This window comes from Actinoplanes sp. NPDC051343 (genome assembly GCF_044455125.1).
Taxonomy (GTDB): domain Bacteria; phylum Actinomycetota; class Actinomycetes; order Mycobacteriales; family Micromonosporaceae; genus Actinoplanes.
This window is the reverse complement of sequence record NZ_JBITEL010000002.1, coordinates 546249-565071: the sequence shown is the minus strand read 5'-3', so window position 1 is coordinate 565071 and position 18823 is coordinate 546249. Positions and strand designations below refer to the sequence as shown.

Annotated in this window: 22 protein-coding genes; 13 read left to right on the top strand and 9 right to left on the bottom strand. The window is 70.7% G+C overall.

Going from position 1 to position 18823, the window contains the following annotated elements; translation table 11 throughout:
• Positions 1-67 precede the first annotated feature (67 nt).
• Positions 68-688, bottom strand: a complete 621-nt coding sequence (locus ACIA5C_RS09585) for a BTAD domain-containing putative transcriptional regulator (protein ID WP_396052874.1) — start codon at positions 686-688, stop codon at positions 68-70.
• A gap of 10 nt (positions 689-698) precedes the next feature.
• Positions 699-914, bottom strand: coding sequence for a hypothetical protein (locus ACIA5C_RS09580; protein WP_396052873.1), 216 nt, complete (start codon positions 912-914; stop codon positions 699-701).
• Positions 915-973: 59 nt separating this feature from the next.
• On the opposite strand from ACIA5C_RS09580, the gene ACIA5C_RS09575 reads away from it, so the two are divergent.
• Positions 974-1366: a hypothetical protein gene (locus ACIA5C_RS09575; RefSeq protein ID WP_396052872.1), complete on the top strand. Its 393-nt coding sequence runs from the start codon at positions 974-976 to the stop codon at positions 1364-1366.
• Here the strand turns inward: ACIA5C_RS09575 and ACIA5C_RS09570 are convergent.
• Positions 1339-2139, bottom strand: a complete 801-nt coding sequence (locus ACIA5C_RS09570; RefSeq protein WP_396053102.1) for a DUF72 domain-containing protein — start codon at positions 2137-2139, stop codon at positions 1339-1341. The two genes, ACIA5C_RS09575 and ACIA5C_RS09570, sit on opposite strands and share 28 nt — an antisense overlap.
• 431 nt (positions 2140-2570) lie before the next feature.
• On the opposite strand from ACIA5C_RS09570, the gene ACIA5C_RS09565 reads away from it, so the two are divergent.
• Complete coding sequence (locus tag ACIA5C_RS09565) at positions 2571-4016, top strand: flavin-containing monooxygenase (RefSeq protein ID WP_396052871.1); 1446 nt, start codon at positions 2571-2573, stop codon at positions 4014-4016.
• A 72-nt stretch (positions 4017-4088) separates the two neighbouring features.
• Positions 4089-4772, top strand: coding sequence for an MEDS domain-containing protein (locus ACIA5C_RS09560; RefSeq protein WP_396053101.1), 684 nt, complete (start codon positions 4089-4091; stop codon positions 4770-4772).
• Here the strand turns inward: ACIA5C_RS09560 and ACIA5C_RS09555 are convergent.
• Positions 4769-5245: a nuclear transport factor 2 family protein gene (locus tag ACIA5C_RS09555; protein WP_396052870.1), complete on the bottom strand. Its 477-nt coding sequence runs from the start codon at positions 5243-5245 to the stop codon at positions 4769-4771. The genes ACIA5C_RS09560 and ACIA5C_RS09555 overlap by 4 nt on opposite strands.
• On the opposite strand from ACIA5C_RS09555, the gene ACIA5C_RS09550 reads away from it, so the two are divergent.
• Positions 5231-5764 (top strand): helix-turn-helix transcriptional regulator, encoded by a 534-nt coding sequence (locus tag ACIA5C_RS09550; protein WP_396052869.1) that lies wholly within the window; start codon positions 5231-5233, stop codon positions 5762-5764. The two genes, ACIA5C_RS09555 and ACIA5C_RS09550, sit on opposite strands and share 15 nt — an antisense overlap.
• 125 nt (positions 5765-5889) lie before the next feature.
• Here ACIA5C_RS09550 and ACIA5C_RS09545 read toward each other — a convergent pair whose 3' ends face one another.
• Positions 5890-6147 (bottom strand): hypothetical protein, encoded by a 258-nt coding sequence (locus ACIA5C_RS09545; protein WP_396052868.1) that lies wholly within the window; start codon positions 6145-6147, stop codon positions 5890-5892.
• A gap of 168 nt (positions 6148-6315) precedes the next feature.
• Positions 6316-7746, bottom strand: a complete 1431-nt coding sequence (locus ACIA5C_RS09540) for a hypothetical protein (RefSeq protein WP_396052867.1) — start codon at positions 7744-7746, stop codon at positions 6316-6318.
• A gap of 144 nt (positions 7747-7890) precedes the next feature.
• On the opposite strand from ACIA5C_RS09540, the gene ACIA5C_RS09535 reads away from it, so the two are divergent.
• From ACIA5C_RS09535 to ACIA5C_RS09515, 5 genes are all read left to right on the top strand, one after another.
• The gene (locus tag ACIA5C_RS09535) at positions 7891-8409 is read left to right on the top strand and encodes a class I SAM-dependent methyltransferase (protein ID WP_396053100.1); all 519 of its coding nucleotides are present in this window, start codon (positions 7891-7893) and stop codon (positions 8407-8409) included.
• A gap of 189 nt (positions 8410-8598) precedes the next feature.
• Positions 8599-8970 carry a DUF2752 domain-containing protein gene (locus ACIA5C_RS09530; protein ID WP_396052866.1) on the top strand — a complete coding sequence of 124 codons (372 nt, stop codon included), beginning with the start codon at positions 8599-8601 and terminating at the stop codon, positions 8968-8970.
• Complete coding sequence (locus ACIA5C_RS09525; RefSeq protein WP_396052865.1) at positions 8971-9558, top strand: RDD family protein; 588 nt, start codon at positions 8971-8973, stop codon at positions 9556-9558. It abuts the gene before it with no gap.
• Between the two features lie 135 nt (positions 9559-9693).
• On the top strand, positions 9694-9969 hold the full coding sequence (locus ACIA5C_RS09520; protein ID WP_396052864.1) for a hypothetical protein: 276 nt from the start codon (positions 9694-9696) through the stop codon (positions 9967-9969).
• A gap of 59 nt (positions 9970-10028) precedes the next feature.
• Positions 10029-10817, top strand: a complete 789-nt coding sequence (locus ACIA5C_RS09515; RefSeq protein WP_396053099.1) for an SAM-dependent methyltransferase — start codon at positions 10029-10031, stop codon at positions 10815-10817.
• Between the two features lie 297 nt (positions 10818-11114).
• On the opposite strand, the gene ilvC is transcribed toward ACIA5C_RS09515, so the two are convergent.
• Positions 11115-12128 carry a ketol-acid reductoisomerase gene (ilvC, locus tag ACIA5C_RS09510; protein ID WP_396052863.1) on the bottom strand — a complete coding sequence of 338 codons (1014 nt, stop codon included), beginning with the start codon at positions 12126-12128 and terminating at the stop codon, positions 11115-11117.
• Positions 12129-12262: 134 nt separating this feature from the next.
• Positions 12263-13288, bottom strand: coding sequence for a LacI family DNA-binding transcriptional regulator (locus tag ACIA5C_RS09505; protein ID WP_396052862.1), 1026 nt, complete (start codon positions 13286-13288; stop codon positions 12263-12265).
• 157 nt (positions 13289-13445) lie between these two features.
• Here ACIA5C_RS09505 and ACIA5C_RS09500 point away from each other — a divergent pair, with 157 nt between their 5' ends.
• Genes ACIA5C_RS09500 through ACIA5C_RS09485 form a run of 4 tightly spaced genes read left to right on the top strand, consistent with a single transcriptional unit; the run spans position 13446 to position 18648 of the window.
• Positions 13446-14357 carry a carbohydrate ABC transporter permease gene (locus ACIA5C_RS09500; RefSeq protein WP_396052861.1) on the top strand — a complete coding sequence of 304 codons (912 nt, stop codon included), beginning with the start codon at positions 13446-13448 and terminating at the stop codon, positions 14355-14357.
• Positions 14357-15274: a carbohydrate ABC transporter permease gene (locus ACIA5C_RS09495; protein ID WP_396052860.1), complete on the top strand. Its 918-nt coding sequence runs from the start codon at positions 14357-14359 to the stop codon at positions 15272-15274. The genes ACIA5C_RS09500 and ACIA5C_RS09495 overlap by 1 nt, the downstream gene beginning before the upstream one ends.
• 16 nt (positions 15275-15290) lie before the next feature.
• Positions 15291-16619 carry an ABC transporter substrate-binding protein gene (locus tag ACIA5C_RS09490; RefSeq protein WP_396052859.1) on the top strand — a complete coding sequence of 443 codons (1329 nt, stop codon included), beginning with the start codon at positions 15291-15293 and terminating at the stop codon, positions 16617-16619.
• 52 nt (positions 16620-16671) lie between these two features.
• Positions 16672-18648 carry a beta-galactosidase gene (locus ACIA5C_RS09485; RefSeq protein WP_396052858.1) on the top strand — a complete coding sequence of 659 codons (1977 nt, stop codon included), beginning with the start codon at positions 16672-16674 and terminating at the stop codon, positions 18646-18648.
• Here the strand turns inward: ACIA5C_RS09485 and ACIA5C_RS09480 are convergent.
• Positions 18557-18814: an ATP-binding protein gene (locus ACIA5C_RS09480; protein ID WP_396052857.1), complete on the bottom strand. Its 258-nt coding sequence runs from the start codon at positions 18812-18814 to the stop codon at positions 18557-18559. The two genes, ACIA5C_RS09485 and ACIA5C_RS09480, sit on opposite strands and share 92 nt — an antisense overlap.
• Positions 18815-18823 lie beyond the last annotated feature (9 nt).

Here is an 18823-nt window from a genome sequence, read left to right as displayed (position 1 = left end):
CGCTCCTCCTCGTTTCTCCAGAGCCCAGCGTCGCGTACGACCGGGGGCAACCGCTTCCGGGCAATCCCTAGGAATCGGTTCCGCCGACGCCGGCGGCCCGCGTCGCCGCGTCGAGCAGGCGGCGCGCGGTGGCCCGCCGCGGTTCGGCGGCGACGAGCAGCCGGGCGGCTGCTACCGCCCGGCCGAGGTCGCCGGCCGCCAGCAGCGCCCGGGCCCGGGCCTCCATGGCGTGCAGCACCCGCTGACGCAGCCGTTCCCGGTGCGTGCCGACCCACTCGTCGGGCCAGCCGGGGAGCAGGCCCGGCCGGGAGCGCTGCCAGGTCGCCTCGTCGCGGTCCGAGGCCGGGCCGCCGTCGATCAGGCGTAGCGCCCAGACGGCGACCTGATCGGCGTCGACCGTGACGCCGGGGTGCAGCCAGACCTGGCGCTTGTCGGCCTCGAGCACGGTCAGACCGGCTTCCCGCAGGCGCCACAGGGCCGAGCGCAGGTTGCCGGCCGCCCGCACGTCGTCGCATGCCGGCCACAAGGCCCCGGCCGCGTGCCGCCGGTCGAGGTGGCCGCGGTGCAGTGCCGCGTACGCGATCAGGCGTTTGCCGCCCGCCGGGAGCTCGCGGCCGCCCGGGCCGTCGGCCTCGCCGAAGGCGAGCCGCGGCTCACCGAACAGCAGGAGCGTCGTCGGACCCGGCATGGCGCACAGGCTACGACGGGGGTGTCACCGGTCCGTCACTCGTCGCGAGGAGAAAGGCCCGGACGTCGTCCAGCGCGTCCCGGGCCGAGATCACGTGGCGGCGGAGGGTCTCGGCCGGGCGGGCGAGGTCCGGCACCACCAGCACCGTGATCAGCGTGGGCGCGGTGGGCTGGCGCTCGACCGTGACGACACAGACGCCGCGGATCGGCCGAGCCTCGGTATGCATGGGGTCAAGCCTGCCCGGCGGGCGTCACCGGTGCGTTCCCGGCGTGGAAAACTCGAACCATGAACCGGCCGCCGCGGTGGATGGCACCGCTCTTCGCGGTGCTCGGCGCGGGCACCGTCCCCTGGACCGTCTACCTGTCCCTGACGCTGCCCGACCACGCCCGGACCCACAACTACCGGCTGGCCTGGGTCGGGTTCGACGTCATGCTGATCCTCGCCATGCTGCTGACGGCGTTTCTGGCCTGGCGCGGGCGGCCACTCGCCGGGCAGGCGGCCGGGTGCACGGCGACGATGCTGATCGTCGACGCGTGGTTCGACGTGACGACGTCGGGCCGGCACGACCTGAGTCTGGCCATCCTGCTGGCGGTGCTGGCCGAGTTGCCGCTGGCCGGGCTCTGCGCCTGGATCGCCCTGCTCGTGCAGCGTCAGAAGAGCGCCACCGGCGCCGGCTGAGGCAGCGGCTCGAGATCGGGGACGCGGGCGCGCACCTCGTCGTGGAAGCGGCGGGCCAGGGCGGGTGCGTCGGCGTTGTCGGGGGTGTGGATGAAGACGGTGGGGGAGCGGCCCTCGTCCAGCCAGCCGGCGGCGATGCCGACCCAGCGCTGCCAGCCCTCGACCGTCCTGGCGGGATCGTCGCGGCCCAGGTAGCGGATGATGGGGCGATCGGTCAGAGCCCTCGTGCGCAGGGGCAGGCGGGGCTTGCTGGCCCAGGCGTCGCGCTCGGCCTCACTGCTGGGCGGAATGGTGAAGAACGCCGTCGTGTCGAACGGGACCCACTCGGCGCCGGCCTCGGCCAGCACCTCTTCCAGCGGGCCCGGGTTCTCGAAGAACGCCGGATGGCGTACCTCCACCGCGTACCGGTGCCCGCCCGGTTGCCGTCCGAGAAAGTCCGACAGGACCGGCAACTCCGACGGCCCGAACGACCCCGGGAGCTGGATCCACAGTGCGTGGATGCGGTTGCCGAGCGGCTCCACCGCGTACCGGAACTGCTGAAGCTCCTCGAAGCCGCCGGCCAGCCGATGACCGTGAGTCACGGTCTTCGGGATCTTGAGGACGAACCGGAAGCCGGGCGGCGTCTGCGCGGCCCACGACGCCACGGTCTCGCGGGTCGGGGTGGCGTAGAAGGTCGTGTTGCCCTCGACCGCCGTGCACCACTCGGCGTAGCCGCGCAGACGCTCCCTCGACTGACCGACGAGATGCGCCTCCCACGCCTTGTGGGTCCACATCGCGCAGCCGACGGCGAGCCGCTTCACGCGCCGGCCCCGCGGAACTCGAGCAGCTCGATCACGAAATCCCCGTCGGACAGCCCGGTCTCCCGGCTGAGGTCACCGGCGACGCGCTGCCGGACGCCCTCCGCGGCCGCTTCCACGCGGTCCGCAGCTCAAGGTCGCCGACCGGGCTCATCCCGGCATCCTACTGACCTGTTCACACGACAAGGGCGGGGACCTTGCCTTCCGGATGCTTCCGGCGAGCCCGGCGACTGATCCCGGGTCGTCCGGCCGGCGGCATGGCGTGGCCGCACGGCCGGGGCGGTTCCGAAAACGGGCCTGTTGGCAGTGCGTCAACAGGCTGCTAACTTCTGGTTGCGGCCGGGCCGCCACCCGGCCGTTTTCCCGTTGCCCCAGGAGTGTCCTGAGCGCGGCAGAGGGGACTACCTATGGCGCGCATCGTCATTATCGGGGCGGGGTTCGGCGGGATTGCGGCCGCCGCCGCGCTGGTGCGGGCCGGGTTCGACGATCTGGTGCTGCTCGAGAAGGGCGACCGGATCGGCGGGGTGTGGCGCGACAACACCTATCCGGGGTGTGGCTGCGACATTCCCGCGCCGCTCTATTCGTACTCGTTCGCGCCCAATCCGCAGTGGAGCCGCCGATTTCCGCCCCGGCGCGAGATCTTGGGCTATCTGCAGGACTTCGCCGAGCGGTGGGGACTGCTTCCGCGCGTACGCCTCAATGCGCAAGTGACCGGCGCGGCCTGGGACGACGCCGCCGGAAGGTGGCGGGTTTCGACCGCCGACGGCGGCGAGGTCGTCGCTGATGTGCTGATCCCGGCCGTCGGGCAACTCGGCAATCCGGTGGTGCCGGTGCTGAAAGGCGCCCAACGGTTCGAAGGGCCGGCCGTCCATACCGCCCGGTGGCCGGAAGATCTGACCGTCGACGGGCTGAACGTGGGCGTGATCGGTACTGGCGCCAGCGCGATCCAGCTGGTCCCGGCGATCGCCGGCCGAGCCGGGCGGGTGACTGTTTTTCAGCGCACGCCACCGTGGACGCTGCCGAAACCGGACCGCCGGTACAGCCACCTCCGCGAGCGGCTCTACACCCGCTTCCCGGGGCTGTCCCGGGTGCCGCGGTGGGGGGTGTGGGGGATGACCTGGGTGGCCGGCCGGGCGGTGACCGGGCACCGGGTGGCGGGAGCGCTGCTGAAGGGGATGTCGAACGCCCAGCGACGCCTGCAAGTGCCGGACCCGGCGTTGCGGGCCCGGGTGACGCCGGTCGAGCCGATGGGGTGCAAGCGGGTGCTGTTCACCAACGCCTGGTACCCGGCGCTGCGCCGGCCCGACGTCGGCCTGGTGACCGCCCCGATCGAGGCGGTGACGCCGAACGGCGTGCTGACCTCCGACGGCGTCGAGCACCGCTGCGACGTGCTGGTCTATGCCACCGGATTCGATGCGGTGGATTTCCTGGTGCCGGTCCGGATCCGCGGGCGGGACGGCAAGGAGCTTTCCGACGTCTGGCGCGACGGTGCTTTCGCCTATCTCGGAATGAGCGTTCCCGGTTTTCCCAACCTGTTCCTGATGTACGGCCCGAACACCAACACCGGCAACAGCTCGGTGATCTACTTCCACGAGGCGCAGGCCCGGCACATCGTCCAGGCGGTCCGGCTGGTCGCCGCGGGCGGTGCGCCTCTGGAGGTACGCCGCGAGCGGTCGGATTCCTACGATGCCGAAATCCAGCGGCGGCTCGCGACGAGCGTGTGGACCGGTTGCCGCAGCTGGTACCGCACCGCGACCGGCCGGATCGTCACCAATTGGCCGGGCATGGCGGCCGAATACCGCCGGCGGACCCGGCGTCTGCGGCCCGCCGACTACGGCCGATCGCTCGAATGAGGTACCGCGACTGTTCCTGTTCGGGCGGTACGGTGAGGCGATCCGGGCCCGAAGGGAGGGCCGTGCTCGGCACTGGACTGCTGGATCGACACCTCGACGGCCCTGGCGAGCGGGCAGCTCGAGGCGACCACGGCCGAGGCCTCCTACCTGAAGGGCGGCGTCTTCGAACCGGATGCCGTGCTGCCGCTGTGGGCGCCGATGGCCCGGGCCGCGCGAGCGGCCGGCTACACCGGGGTACGCGTGCTCGGCGACATGAGCTGGGCCGGGCGGAACGTGCCCGGGCGGGAACACCTGTGCGGCTACGAGACCGAGATCAACCGGGTCGCGCTCAACAGCGAGCTGATCGGCGTGTGCGCGTACGACCGGCGCACGATGGACCCGCTGGAGCTGCGGCGGCTCACCTGGCAGCACCCGGGCGTCGCGGCGAGCGGGGCGCCGTACGACGAGCGGTTCGCCCTGCGCATCCGCCGCACGCGGGAACCGGCCGGGCTCGCGCTGTCCGGTGAGGCCGACCTGGCCGGCCGCAACGCGTTGCGGGCGGTGGTCGAGAACGTGTTCGTCGACTGCGGCACCGACGAGGTGACGATCGACGTCAGCCGGCTGCGCTTCGCCGACCCGGCGGCCGCCCGCATCCTCGTGCGGGCGGGGCTGGGTCCCGGGCGGGTGCGGCTGGTCGGCTGCTCGCCGTCCCTGCTGCGGCTCCTGGCGTACACCGGCGCCCGGGACGCACCCGCCTTGACCGTTTCGCCCCTCTAGGACCGGGCCTGCACCGCCGGCAGGCGATCGAAGACGCTGACCGCCTCGGTGATCCTGCCGTTCTCGACGGTCAGGTATTCCATGCCGCGGAAGCCATTCGCGAACGGCGTCTCGACGACGTAGAACGCCGCGGCGTGGGTGTCGTCGCCGAGGATGTCGATCAGCTCGCTGCTGATCAGGGCGGTCGCGAACGGCTGGAGGAACCTGCGGTACGCCTCGAGGCCCCGGATCTCGCCGCCCGGGGACCGGGCGACGACGTCGTCGGCGACGAGGCTCAGCGCCTTCTCGACGTCGCCGCCGAGCCAGGCGCGGACAAGGTGATGGCCGCGCTGCCCGCTCCGCCCGGCGCCGACCGCACCAGCCGCCGCATCCTCATCGACCCGGTGCGGTGGCGCGGCCGGTCGGAGGCCGACCTCGACGCCTTCCAGACGGCCGTCTTCGACGACCGGCGGCTGAGGTTGCGCTACCGGCACGGCCGGGACAATCGCGTACGCACGTACACGCTCGACCCCTACGGCCTGGTCAACAAGGCCGGAGTCTGGTACCTGGTCGCCGACCACGACGGTGAGCCCCGGCTGTTCCGCGCCGACCGGGCCCGCTCGGCGACCGTCCTCGACGAGCCGGTACGCCGCCGCGAGGGTCGGGAACTGGCCGACGTGTGGGACACCCTCCGGCGCGGCATCGAGGACCTCCCGGCCCGGGCCGCCGTCACCGCCCGCGTCCGCGACGAGACCCTGCCGTTGTTCCTGCGCTTTCACGCGGCCGACGTCGTAACCGCGGAACCGGCCGCGGAACCCGGCTGGACACGTGTCGAACTGCGTTTCCGGTCGCTCCTGGCCGCGCAGCCGCTCCTCGCGTTCGGCCCGGACGTCGAGGTGCTGACGCCGGACGACCTGCGCGACTCGTTGAGGAGGACGGCCGAGGCCACGGCGGCGCTCTACCGTCAGGGTGCGCCGGTGCCCCTGCCGTCGACCGGTCAGCGGCCGCGGTGACGATAGGCGTCGGTGCAGAGTGCGGCGGCGGTCAGCGGCCGCGGTGACGATGGGCGTCGGTGCAGAGTGCGGCGGCGGTCAGCGGCCGCGGTGACGATGGGCGTCGGTGCAGAGTGCGGCGGCGGTCAGCGGCCGCGGTGACGATAGGCGTCGGCGCCGAGCGCGGCGGCGGTCAGCGCCACCACCGAACACGTCAGAAGCACGCCGGCGGCACCCCAGGCGACCATCGCGACGGACAGGAAACCCCACAGGATGCCACCGAGGACGGCCGCGGTGACCACGACGTGGCGCGGCCATCGGCGTTGCTCGCCCAGCGAGGGGTAGTCGGCCCTGAGCTGGGCGACTATCTGCTCGAATTGGTGTTGTCGGTCGTTGGTTCCCATCGGACACCTCGCGGCGTGAGATCCTGCGCAAGAGCCTACCGCGCCGGGGAGGCGCGGCGCCTCCGCCGGCTGCGAAGCAGATTACGCACCCGCGGCAAGGCGGCCATCCCGACCGGCTGATTCACGATCCACCGTGGAGGTGCGGCGCAGCGGTGACCGCGGCTGACCTCAACGCCAGTCGAAGTGCTCGCGATGGATGTTGCGGGCGCGTACGCCGGCCTGCCGGAAGCGGCGGACGAAGCCGCCGACCATCGCCGCCGGGCCGCAGAGGAACACGGACAGTTCGCGCGGGTCGCCGCCCACGCGGCTGAGGACCCGGTCGGCGGTGAGATATCCGGCGGCGGCGGTGTCGTGCAGGTGCACCCGGAGGCCCGGGTGGTCACGGGCGATCGCGGTGATCTCGGCGGCGAACGGTGCCTCGCCCTCGGTGCTGTAGAACAGATCGACGCGGCCCGGTGGGGCGTGCTCGTCGAGGGCGCGCAGCCAGCTCAGGAACGGGGTGATGCCGATGCCGCCGGCGATCCAGATCTGGCGCTCGGTGCCGCGTGCCCGGTCGAAGCGGCCGTGCGGGCCGCCGACGACGGCCGGCATGCCCGGCCGGACGAGGGTCTGCATGCGGGCGGTGTCGTCGCCGAGCGCCTTGATGGTGAAGCGGAGCGTCTCGCCGGGCGCGCCCGACATGGTGAAGGGGTGCCGCCGCCAGCCGGCACCGGTCTCCAGGAAGAGCATGGCGAACTGCCCGGGCCGGTAGGTCAGCGGCTTGCCGAGCGGTACGAGAGCGAGCTCGGTCAGACCGGAGCCGACCGGCGTCACCGTGGCCACCTGATAGTCGTGCAGGGGCAGGAAGTGCCGGGCGAGGGTCTCCCGATAGACGTAGAACGCCAGGCCGACCGTCCCGGTGGCGACGTAGGTCCAGCGCAGCCGTGCGGCGCCGAACATGGTGCCGTCGAGGAGTCCGTGCACGAAGGCGGCGGCCAGGAAGAGACCGGTCAGGCGGTGCAGCGACCGCCAGCGTTCGTAGCCGCCGAGGACCCACCGGCCGGCGGCCGGCACACGCCGCACCGCGGGGTAGGCGGTGAGGCGATCGGCGGACCGGGCGAGATGCGGGCCGATCCAGGGCAGCATCGTCCGCCAGCGCGGCGCGATGGCCCACACGCCGAGCGCCAGCAGACCCCACACGCCGATCTGGGCCAGCGGGCCACCGAGATCGACGCCGCTGTGACCGGCGGGATGGGGACCGGCGGCGCCGGGATGGTGCGGATGATCCCCGGCGGAGAAGAGGACGTGCGGTGCCACCAGGACGAGTCCGGTGACGGACAGGCGGCGGTGCCAGATCGCGGTCCGGTCCATGCCGTCGAACCAGGTCTCGACCGTCGGCAGCACCGAGATCAGGATCATGGCCATCGACATCAGTAGGACGGCCTCGGCGCCGGCGAGCTGCCCGGCGAACGACACCCAGCCCCCGGCGGGCGGCCCGGTGATCACCCACAACAGCGCGAACGCGGCCGCCGCCACGGCCATGCCGGCCGGGCCCACCCGGCGACGGGGCGGCCATGACCACCACGCCGGATGGCCGACGTGCCGTTCGCGGACGCTCATGCCACCAGCCTTCCACCGGCCGGGGACGGCCGTCGGCGAAGTCGTCGGGGCCGCTACCGTGTTCGGGTGACGGACAACCTCTGGCTGCGCCAGATCGCCGAAAATCCGGGCCACTCGCGCTGGTACATCCAGCGGTTCCGGGACATGGCGGCGCGCGGGGACGACCTGGCCGGGGAGGCGCGGCTCATCGACGCCATGGTGCCGCGCGGCGCCCGCATCCTGGACGCCGGCTGCGGCACCGGCCGGGTCGGTGGGCACCTCGCCGCGGCCGGGCATCAGGTGGTCGGCGTCGACCTCGACCCCGAGCTGATCGCCGAGGCGCGGGCCGCGCATCCCGGCCCGACCTGGCTGGTCGGGGACCTCAGCGAGCTCGACGTCCCGGGTGCCGGCTTCGACGTCGTCGTCTGTGCCGGCAACGTGATGACTTTCGTGGCGCCGTCGACCCGGCGGGAGATCCTGCGCCGGTTCCGGGCCCACCTCGCCGACGGCGGGCGGGTCGCCGTGGGGTTCGGGGCCGGGCGGGGCTACGAGCACGAGGAGTTCCTGACCGACGCGAAGCAGGCCGGCCTGACCGCCGACCTTCTTCTCAGCACCTGGGACGTGCGGCCCTGGACGCCCGGATCCGACTTCCTGGTGGCCCTGTTCCGGGTGGGCCCGGCGTAGTTCAGGCCGACTCCGACGATCGACAGGACGCTGCCCGGTGTACCGAAGGTCCCCCGACCGAGGTCGCGCCCGGTTCGGGGATCGCTTTGTGGCTGCGTAACCCCTACGATCCCGAAACCGGCTCTAGATCAAGGAGTAGTCCTGCGTACGTTCTCCGTCCCCGAGCGCCTCGGTGGTTTCGGTCTGCTCGTGGCCGGTGCGGCCGCGGTCTGGCCGGTGGTGACCACCGGTCCCGGCGTCGGATTGCCGTGCCCGCTGCGCGCGCTGGCCGGTGTGCCGTGCCCGTTCTGCGGTCTGACCACCGCGGCGATCGCGTTGGTCAGGGGCGGGGCGGGGGCGGCGTTCACGGCCAACCCCTTGATCTTCGGGCTGGCGGCGCTCGCGGTTGCCGTCGGGCCACTGGTCGCGCTGCGCGCCTTCGGCGTGATCGGCGAACCCCGGCCGTGGCCGGCACCCCGGCGGCGCCGATGGGGAAGGCTCGCGGTCCTCGTTGCGGCCGCGAGCTGGTTGTTCCAACTGCACCGGCTCGGCGTGGGCCGGCCATCATTAAGGATCATCTGAATGACGTATCCTCCGAACAACGACCCTTACGGCGGTCAGCAGCCTTACGGCCAGCAACCGCCCGGCCAGCAGCCTTACGGCCAGCAGCAGTATGGCCAGCAGCAGCCCTACGGTGCTCAGCAGCCGTACGGCGCTCCGCCGGCCCCCGCCTACCCGATGCCGGCGGCGGGCGCCAACTACGCCAGCTGGATTCAGCGGGTCGGCGGCTACCTCATCGACGTGGTGATCCTCGCGCCGTTCTCGATCCTGGCTCTGACGCTGGGCTCCAGCACGGGCGACGACAACCTGCCCCACTTCAACGCGCTGTACTTCGTCTTCTGGTTGCTCGGCGTCGTCGTGAGCGGCTACAACCGGTGGTACCAGCAGGGCAAGACCGGGCAGACGTGGGGTAAGAAGGCCCTCGGCCTTCGCCTGATCAGCGAGGAGACCGGCCAGCCGATCGGCGGCGGCATGGCGTTCGTCCGCGACCTCGCGCACTTCGTCGACGGCATCATCTGTTACGTCGGCTTCCTGTTCCCGCTCTGGGACGCCAAGAAGCAGACCCTGGCCGACAAGATCATCAAGACCGTGGTCGTCAGCGAGAAGTGACAGGTGGCCGGGCCGCCCGACCCGGGCGGCCCGGCACCCGGAGCGATCTCGGCTGAACGCCATCGGCCTGGAAAACGTAAGGCCCTGTGGAAGGGGTCACCGCACGATGAGCACGGTGGCCGGGAGGGGCTCGAGATGTGGATCGTTTTTCTGATCTTTGCCGTCACGTTCTTCGTGTGCGTGACCCGGGTCCGGCCGCGACGCGAGAGCGGGCGGCATGAGGACGGGCGGCGCGAGGACGGCACCGAGGTCGTCGAGCTGCCGCCGGTCCCCGGCAGCCTGGAGGGTGCGCTGGTCGCCCAGCTCACCGGCGGGGCGATCACGCGGTCGCAGTACGCGCGGGCGATGGCGCAGCTCGCGGCGCGGGACGAGGCGCGCCACCCGCTGTCGGTGCCGCCCGAGGTCGGGTAGGTCGGCGGCCGGTTACTGCGCGACCCGTCGCGTGGTAGACCTTTCCCGTGACCGATCCGATGAGCCGCTTCGACGTGGGCGTCGCGCACCCGGCGCGGCGTTACAACTACTGGCTGGGCGGAAAGGACAACTTCGCCGCCGACCGGGCGTCCGGCGACGCGATCGCCGCCACGTTCCCCACGATCCGCGACTCGGTGCGCGAAAACCGGAAGTTTCTGCGTCGCACGGTCGAGTTCCTGACCGGCGAGGCGGGCATCGACCAGTTCCTCGACGTCGGCACCGGGCTGCCCACGGCCGACAACACCCACGAGGTGGCGCAGCGGACCACCCCGCGCTCGCGCATCGTCTATGTGGACAATGATCCGATCGTGCTCGCCCACGCCCGCGCGCTGCTGAGCAGTTCGCCGGAGGGCGTCACGGCATACATCGACGCCGACCTGCGCGACCCGTCGACGATCCTGGACGCTCCGCAACTGCGCGCCACGCTCGACTTCGATCGCCCGATCGCCCTGGTGATGCTGGCCGTGCTGCACTTCGTGCACGACGACGGCGACCCGTACGGCGTCGTCCGCCGGGTGGTCGAGACACTGCCGGCGGGCAGCTACCTGGTCATGTCGCATGCCACCTACGACCTGGTCGACCCGGCGAAGGTCGAGGTCCTCGAGAAGAAGAGCGGCGGCCAGTGGCGCTCACGCAGCCGCGCCGAGTTCGCCCGCTTCTTCGACGGGCTGGAGCTGGCCGAGCCCGGAGTGGTGCCGATCGGCGACTGGCGGCCGAGCCCCGGTGTCACCCCGCCCGACCCGGCCGAGATCGTGACCTACGGGGCGGTCGGCCGCATCCCTGGATAGCCGATGAGGACGGCCACCGCCCAGGGGCGGTGGCCGTCACGCCGGGCGTCAGTTACGCCACGGGGAGCAGTCCATGTTCGGGTTGTCGAACCTTCCGATGCAGATCTGCATCAGGAAGATGTCCTTGCCGTACTCCGCGAGCGAGCGAGGCGCCGACGGCCCACTCCGCTTTGCTGCTCTTCATGTCTTACCTCCCGTTGGGAACGCCTGAGCGGGCGTCCTCACAACCGGCAGACGGCTGTCCACAGTGGCAATCGCCGCCGTCGTGGTGACGAATCTCCGGCGGCAGCGCTGAATTCACGCGGTTTCGGTGATCGGGCGGTCGACCCAGCTCATCATGTCGCGCAGCTTCTTGCCGGTGACCTCGATCGGGTGCTGGGCGCCCTGCTCGCGGTACTTGGTCATGAGCGGGCGGCCGTTGTCGTCGTCCTCGATCAGCTCGCGGGTGAACTCGCCCGACTGGATCTCGGAGAGGATCTTCTTCATCTCCTCCTTGACCGACGCGTTGATCACGCGCGGGCCGCGGGTGTAGTCACCGAACTCGGCGGTGTCCGAGACGCTGTAGCGCATCCGGGAGATGCCGCCCTCGTACATCAGGTCGACGATCAGCTTGAGCTCGTGCAGGCACTCGAAGTACGCGATCTCGGGCGCGTAGCCGGCCTCGGTGAGCACCTCGAAACCGGTCTGCACCAGCGCGCTGACCCCGCCGGCCAGCACCGCCTGCTCGCCGAACAGGTCGGTCTCGGTCTCGTCGCGGAAGGTCGTCCGGATCGCGCCGGCCCGGGTGCCGCCGATCGCCTTGGCGTACGACAGCGCCAGCGCCAGCGCGCCGCCGGTTGCCTCCTGCTCGACGGCCACCAGCACCGGTACGCCCTTGCCGTCGGCGTACTGGCGGCGGACGAGGTGGCCGGGTGCCTTGGGAGCGACCATGGCCACGTCGATGTCGGCCGGCGGCCTGATCAGCTCGTACCGGATGTTGAGGCCGTGGGCGAAGAACAGCGCGTCGCCGGCCCGCAGGTTGGGGGCGATCGATGCGGTGTAGACCGCGCGCTGGGCGGTGTCCGGGACCAGCACCATGATCAGGTCGGCCCAGGCCGACGCCTCGGCCGGGGTGAGCAGGCGCAGGCCCTGCTCCTCGGCCTTGACCCGGCTCTTCGAGCCGGGCGGCAGTCCGATCACGACGTCGACGCCGGAGTCGCGCAGCGATAACGCGTGCGCGTGGCCCTGGCTGCCGTATCCGATGACGGCGACCTTGCGGCCCTGGACGATCGACAGATCCGCGTCGTCGTCGTAGTAGACCTCGATCGACATGGTTTCTCCTTGTGGATGGGGACAGTTTCGTCCCGGTAGACGCGGAGGCGGGGCCCGATGTTCGATCCCGGAGGTGTCGGCTTTCTCACGGCCGGGATGACGCCGAGCGGAGGAGGCGAGCCCGGGCGGGGGGATCAGCGGGGCGGGGGAGCGGTGCTGGCCCGGGCGATCAGCGTGGTCGGCACCAGCACGGTTCCGGCGTCGACCGGCTCGTGGCGGATCTGCCGCAGCATGGCCTCGACGCAGCGGCGGCCGACCTCGGCGAAGTCCTGGTGCACGGTGGTCAGCGGCGGAAGGTAGGAGCCGGCGTCCGGGATGTCGTCGAAGCCGACCACGCTCACCTCCTCCGGCACCTTGCGGCCGCGTTCGGCCATGGCCCGCAGCACGCCCAGGGCCATCTGGTCGTTGGCCGCGAAGACCGCGGTGCACGAGGGGTCGTCGGCGAGCCGCAGCCCGGCCTGGTAACCGGATTCGGCCGACCAGTCGCCGCGTTCGACCGGCGGGATCTCCCGCCCGGCCTCGGTCAGCACCTCCCGCCAGGCGCCGGCGCGGCGCTCGCTGGCGAACGACTCGGCCGGGCCGGTGACGTGCCGGACCGTACGGTGGCCGAGGCCGAGCAGGTGCCGGACCGCCTGCCGGGCACCGTCGGCCTGGTCGGTGTCGACGACCGGGTAGCGGTCGCCGGCGTCCGAGTCGACGACCACCACCTGCACGCCCGGCGGCAGCGTGAGGTTCGCCGTGTCGAGGAGGTGCACCTCCATGATCACGATGATGCCGTCGACTGCGAGTTCGCCGAGCCGGGTGAACGCGCCGAGCACACCGTCCTGAGTGGGCAGTGCGACCGGGATCAGCGTGATGGCGTAACCCTCGTGGGCGGCGTGCGTCGCGATCGCCTCCACGGTGCGGCTGTTTCCCGTGGTGGCCAGCGTGAACAGGATGACGCCCAGGGTGCGGAACTCGCCGCGTTTCAGGGCCCGCGCCGCGCTGTTGGGGCGGTATCCGAGTTCGGCCATCGCGTCGAGCACCTGGCGGCGGGTCGACTCGACGACGCCGGGGTGGCCGGTCGAGACGCGGGAGACGGTCTGCGAGGAGACGCCGGCGAGGCGCGCGACGTCGGCCATCGACACGCGCCGGCCGGGGCGGCGGGCTGCTGCGGTCATCGCCGGTTGCTCCTTGACGATCTGTTCACGCGGTGAAACTATCACCCACGATGTTTACGTAAACATCATCCCGGTAGCCCCGATGTAACATTCCTGGTCATCGGTAACCGGCATCTATGTTTGCGCAAACATTCCCGGCGCGGAAGGTTGAGGTCAGATGGCAGTCCCGCAACTCGCGGCCCCACCGGGCCCGGCGGTGAAGATGAAACACCGGCGCGGCTGGGCCGGCTGGCAGTTCGTCGGCCCGTTCATGGTCGTGTTCGCGCTGGTCTTCCTGGCCCCGATCGCCTACTCGATCTACCTGAGCCTGTACCGCAACCGGCTCATCGGCGGAAACGCGTTCGTCGGCCTCGACAACTACCAGCGGGTCATCCAGGACCCGCAGTTCTGGTCGGCGTTCGGCCGGGTGGCCCTGTTCCTCTGCGTCCAGGTGCCGATCATGCTGTTCCTGGCCCTGCTGGTCGCGCTCGCGATCGACAGCGGGCGGCTCTACGGCGCCGGCTTCTTCCGGGTCGCGATCTTCCTTCCGTACGCGGTGCCGGCCGTGGTGGCGGCCCTGATGTGGGGCTTCATGTACGGCGCCCGGTTCGGCCTGATCGGCAACCTGAGCGACTTCCTGCACGTCCAGCTGCCCGACCCGCTGAAGCCCAGCCTGATCCTCGCGTCGATCGGCAACATCACCACCTGGGAGTACGTCGGCTACAACATGCTGATCTTCTACTCCGCGCTGCGGGTCGTGCCGACGTCGCTCTACGAGTCGGCCGAGATCGACGGCGCCGGGCAGTGGCGGATCATCCGGTCGATCAAGCTGCCGCACATCCGGGGCGCCCTGGTCATCGCCGCGATCTTCTCGGTGATCGGCAGCTTCCAGCTGTTCAACGAGCCCAGCATCCTCAAGGACCTGGCGCCCAACGCGATCACCACCTACTTCACGCCCAACTTCTACGCGTACTCCCTGACGTTCTCGGGCCAGGAGTTCAACTATTCGGCGGCGGTCGCGGTCGTGATGGCGGTGCTCACCATGATCGTCGCGTACGTCGTTCAGCTGCGCGGCTCGAGGGAGCGCTGATGTCGACCACTACGCGCGTACCCCTGCGTACCGGAAAGCAAGCGCCGAGCGCAAGCGAAGGCAGCAAGCGCAAGCGCCGCGGCAGCCTCACCCTGACCGTCCTCACCGCGCTGGTGGGTCTCTATGCGCTGGTGCCGCTCGGATGGCTGGTGATCAACGCGACCAAGACCCAGGACGGGCTGTTCACGTCCTTCGGGCTCTGGTTCGACGACGGGCACTTCGCGCTCTGGGACAACCTGCGGGACACACTCACCTACGACCACGGCATCTATCTGCGCTGGCTCGGCAACACGCTGCTCTACGTGGTGGTCGGCGCGGGCGGCGCGACGTTCCTCTGCGTGCTCGCCGGCTACGGCCTGTCGAAGTTCGAGTTCGTGGGTAAGCGGGCGGTGTTCGGTACGGTGCTCGGCGCCGTGGCGGTGCCGCCGAGCGCGCTGGCCGTGCCGACCTTCCTGATGTTCTCCAAGCTGGGGCTCACCAACACGCCCTGGGCGGTGCTCGTCCCGTCGCTGATCTGCCCGTTCGGCCTCTACCTGATGTGGACCTTCACCACCCAGGCGATCCCGGACGAGATGCTCGAGGCGGCCCGGATGGACGGCGCGAGCGAGATGCGCACCTTCTTCCGGATCAGCGTTCCCCTGCTCGCGCCGGGGATCGTCACGACCCTGCTGTTCAGCATGGTCGTGACGATGAACAACTACCTGCTCCCGCTGATCATGCTGAAGAACCCCGACTGGTACCCGCTCACGGTCGGCCTCAACGCGTGGAACGCGCAGGCCACCACGGCCGGCGGGCAGGCCGTCTTCAACCTGGTCATCACCGGCTCGCTGATCATGATCGCGCTTCTGCTGGCGGCGTTCCTCTCGCTCCAGCGCTATTGGCAGTCCGGCCTGGCCGCCGGAAGCGTCAAAGAATGATTCGGAAAGGACCCCCATGAAACGTGTGCTGGCCGTGGCGGCCGCCGCCGTCCTCCTTCTGACCGGGTGCGGCTCGTCCGGCTCCTCCTCCTCATCGAGCTCCTCCGCGGGCTCCGGCGTCTCGGACGCCGACGTCCAGGCCGCTCTGCAGAAGGGCGGCAGCCTGACGGTGTGGGCCTGGGAGCCCACGCTGAAGCAGGTGGTCGCGAAGTTCCAGGAGAAATACCCGAACGTCAAGGTGAACCTGGTCAACGCCGGCACCGGCAACGACCAGTACACGGCCCTGCAGAACGCGGTCGCGGCCGGCAAGGGCGTGCCCGACGTGGCGCAGATCGAGTACTACGCGCTGCCGCAGTTCGCGCTCGGCAAGGCGCTGACCGACCTGGGCGGCTACGGCGCCGCCGGGTTGAAGAACGACTTCAGCCCCGGCCCGTGGAACTCGGTGCAGAGCGGCGGCAAGACCTACGGCCTGCCGATGGACTCCGGCCCGATGGCGCTCTTCTACAACAAGGACGTCTTCGACAAGTACGCCATCAAGGTGCCGACGACCTGGCAGGAGTTCCTCGACGCGGCCCGCAAGCTGCACAAGGCCGACCCGAAGGCGTACATCACCAACGACACCGGCGACGCCGGCTTCGTCACCAGCATGATCTGGCAGGCCGGCGGCAAGCCGTACCAGGTCGACGGCACCAACGTCACGATCAACTTCACCGATCCCGGCGCGACCCGGTTCACCCAGGTCTGGCAGCAGCTGATCAGCGAGAAGCTGCTGGCGCCGATCTCGTCCTGGAGCGACCAGTGGTTCCAGGGCATCAGCAACGGCTCGATCGCCACGCTGACCACCGGCGCGTGGATGCCGGCCAACTTCGTCTCCAGCGCCCCGAGCGGCTCCGGCAAGTGGCGGGTCGCCGACATGCCGCAGTGGCAGGCCGGCGGCACGGCGACCGCCGAGAACGGCGGCTCGTCGCTCGCCATCATGGACAAGGGCGGCAACAAGGCGCTGGCCTACGGTTTCATGAAGTACGCCGACGACGGTGACGGCGTGCAGGTCCGCGTCGACAACGGCGCTTTCCCGGCCACCACCGCGCAGCTGAGCTCGCCGGCCTTCCAGAACACCGAGTTCAAGTACTTCGGCGGGCAGAAGGCGAACCAGATCTTCGCGAAGTCGGCCCAGAACGTGGTCACCGGGTGGAGCTACCTGCCGTTCCAGGTCTACTCCAACAGCATCTTCAACGACACGGTCGGAAAAGCGTACGTCTCGTCGACGCCGCTGACCGACGGGCTGAAGGCGTGGCAGGACAAGAGCGCCAAGTACGGCAACGAGCAGGGCTTTACCGTCAAGTGAGGCTCGTAGGGGCCCGCTTCCCGGCGGGCCCCTACGTGGTTAAGGAGCTTGTGTGACAACCCCCCGCTGGCTTCGCCGCACCGGCACACCCCGCCTGGAGTTCGGCGCCGACTACAACCCGGAGCAGTGGCCGCGTGCGGTCTGGGACGAGGACATGAAGGCCATGAAGGCGGCCGGCGTGACCATCGTTTCGCTCGGCATCTTCTCGTGGGCCCGCCTGGAGACCTCCGACGGCGAATTCGACTTCGGCTGGCTCGACGACGCGATGGATCTGCTGCACGCCAACGGGATCCTGGTCGACCTGGCCACCGCGACCGCGTCGCCGCCGCCCTGGCTGACGGCCGCCTATCCATCGATCCTGCCGGTCTCGCCGGACGGCCGCGTCGTCTCGCCGGGCGGGCGTCAGCATTGGCGGCCGACCTCGCCGATCTTCCGGGCCCATGCGTTGCGTCTGGTGCGGGCCATGGCCACCCGCTACGGATCGCATCCCGCGCTGGCCGCCTGGCACGTCTCCAACGAGCTGGGCTGCCACAACGTCTATGACTTCTCGGACGACGCGGCGGCAGCGTTCCGGGTGTGGCTCCGCGCGCGGTATTCCACACTGGACGCTCTCAATGCCGCGTGGGGAACCTCGTTCTGGTCGCAGCGGTACGGCGCGTGGGACGAGATCCTGCCTCCCCGGCTCGCGGCGACGCACCCCAATCCCACGCAGCAGCTCGATTTCAAGCGGTTCTCGTCGGACGCGCTGCTCTCCTACCTCAGGGACGAACGTGCACTGCTGCGGGAGCTGACCCCCGCGGTTCCGGTGACCACGAACTTCATGGTCATGGGAGAGACGAAGGGCATGGACTACGCCTCGTGGGCCGCCGACGTCGACTTCGTCGCCAACGACCACTACGTGACTCCCGGCCCGCAGGCCCACGACGAACTGTCGTTCTCGGCCAACCTGACCGGCAATCTGGCCGGCGGCCGGCCATGGTTCCTCATGGAGCATTCCACCAGCGCGGTCAACTGGCAGCCGATCAACGTGGCGAAGAAGCCGGGTGAACTCGCCCGGGACTCGCTGACCCACGTCGCCCACGGCGCCGACGCGGTCTGCTTCTTCCAATGGCGGCAGTCGGCGGCGGGCGCCGAGAAATACCATTCGGCGATGGTTCCGCACGCGGGCCCGGACTCCGCGGTGTTCCGCGACGTGGCTTCGCTGGGGGACCGGTTGCGGTCGCTGCGCTCGGTTGCGGGTCTTTCCCGTACGCCGTCGCCGGTCGCGATCCTGTTCGACTGGACCTCGTGGTGGGCGGCCGAACTGGATTCGCATCCGTCGTCCCGGCTGCGCTACCGGCAGGAGGCGCTCGACTGGTACTCCGCGTTCCTCGATCTGGGAGTGCGGGCGGACGTCGTGCCCGTTGGCGCGGATCTGACCGGCTATGCGGTGGTGGTCGCGCCGATGCTCCATGTGGTCCCGTCCTCCCTCGCGGAACGGCTCTCGGCGTACGTTTCCGGCGGCGGCCACCTGATCACGACGTACTTCTCGGGCATCGTCGACGAGAACGACCACGTGTGGCTCGGCGGTTATCCGGGGGCCCTGCGGCCGCTGCTCGGCATCCGCATCGAGGAGTTCGCGCCGCTGCTGGACGACGAGCAGGTGGCGCTGGACAACGGCACGGCCGGCACGCTGTGGACCGACCGGATCGACGTGGTGGACGCCTCGACGGAGGTGCTGGTCTCCTACAAGACGGGCGAGATGGCCGGGCGGGCCGCGGTGACCCGTCGTTCCGTCGGCCCGGGCTCGGCGTCCTACGTCTCGACCCGGCTGGGCCCGGACGGTTTGGTGCCGGTGCTGGACAGCCTGCTGTCGCGGGCCGGTGTCGTGAGTGAGTTACCGGCCGAGGTACGCGGGCGGGTGGAACTGGCCGTCCGCGGGCCGGTCCGGTTCTACATCAACCGCACCGACCGGCCGGTCGAGCTGGCCGGCATTGCGGGGGCGCCAGCGGTGCTCGGCCCGCGCGAAGTGGCGGTGGTCGCGGCCTGACGGCGGGAAGTCGCACCGTGAAGGTACTCCCCGCGCCCGGGCGGCTGACCACCGAGATATCAGCCCCGTGGGCCTCGACCAGCTTCCGGGCGATCGACAGGCCGAGGCCGCTGCCGCCGGTGGCCCGGCCCCGAGCCCGGTCGGCCCGCCAGAAACGGTCGAACACGTGCGGCAG

What these genes read in the sequence shown, in the direction of transcription:
- ACIA5C_RS09585 (WP_396052874.1), bottom strand. Translation starts at nt 688, where the DNA reads ATGCCGGGTCCGACGACGCTCCTGCTGTTCGGTGAGCCGCGGCTCGCC.
- ACIA5C_RS09580 (WP_396052873.1), bottom strand. Translation starts at nt 914, where the DNA reads ATGCATACCGAGGCTCGGCCGATCCGCGGCGTCTGTGTCGTCACGGTC.
- ACIA5C_RS09575 (WP_396052872.1), top strand. Translation starts at nt 974, where the DNA reads ATGAACCGGCCGCCGCGGTGGATGGCACCGCTCTTCGCGGTGCTCGGC.
- ACIA5C_RS09570 (WP_396053102.1), bottom strand. Translation starts at nt 2,139, where the DNA reads ATGTGGACCCACAAGGCGTGGGAGGCGCATCTCGTCGGTCAGTCGAGG.
- ACIA5C_RS09565 (WP_396052871.1), top strand. Translation starts at nt 2,571, where the DNA reads ATGGCGCGCATCGTCATTATCGGGGCGGGGTTCGGCGGGATTGCGGCC.
- ACIA5C_RS09545 (WP_396052868.1), bottom strand. Translation starts at nt 6,147, where the DNA reads ATGGGAACCAACGACCGACAACACCAATTCGAGCAGATAGTCGCCCAG.
- ACIA5C_RS09540 (WP_396052867.1), bottom strand. Translation starts at nt 7,746, where the DNA reads ATGAGCGTCCGCGAACGGCACGTCGGCCATCCGGCGTGGTGGTCATGG.
- ACIA5C_RS09535 (WP_396053100.1), top strand. Translation starts at nt 7,891, where the DNA reads ATGGCGGCGCGCGGGGACGACCTGGCCGGGGAGGCGCGGCTCATCGAC.
- ACIA5C_RS09525 (WP_396052865.1), top strand. Translation starts at nt 8,971, where the DNA reads ATGACGTATCCTCCGAACAACGACCCTTACGGCGGTCAGCAGCCTTAC.
- ACIA5C_RS09520 (WP_396052864.1), top strand. Translation starts at nt 9,694, where the DNA reads ATGTGGATCGTTTTTCTGATCTTTGCCGTCACGTTCTTCGTGTGCGTG.
- ACIA5C_RS09515 (WP_396053099.1), top strand. Translation starts at nt 10,029, where the DNA reads ATGAGCCGCTTCGACGTGGGCGTCGCGCACCCGGCGCGGCGTTACAAC.
- ilvC (WP_396052863.1), bottom strand. Translation starts at nt 12,128, where the DNA reads ATGTCGATCGAGGTCTACTACGACGACGACGCGGATCTGTCGATCGTC.
- ACIA5C_RS09505 (WP_396052862.1), bottom strand. Translation starts at nt 13,288, where the DNA reads ATGACCGCAGCAGCCCGCCGCCCCGGCCGGCGCGTGTCGATGGCCGAC.
- ACIA5C_RS09500 (WP_396052861.1), top strand. Translation starts at nt 13,446, where the DNA reads ATGGCAGTCCCGCAACTCGCGGCCCCACCGGGCCCGGCGGTGAAGATG.
- ACIA5C_RS09495 (WP_396052860.1), top strand. Translation starts at nt 14,357, where the DNA reads ATGTCGACCACTACGCGCGTACCCCTGCGTACCGGAAAGCAAGCGCCG.
- ACIA5C_RS09490 (WP_396052859.1), top strand. Translation starts at nt 15,291, where the DNA reads ATGAAACGTGTGCTGGCCGTGGCGGCCGCCGCCGTCCTCCTTCTGACC.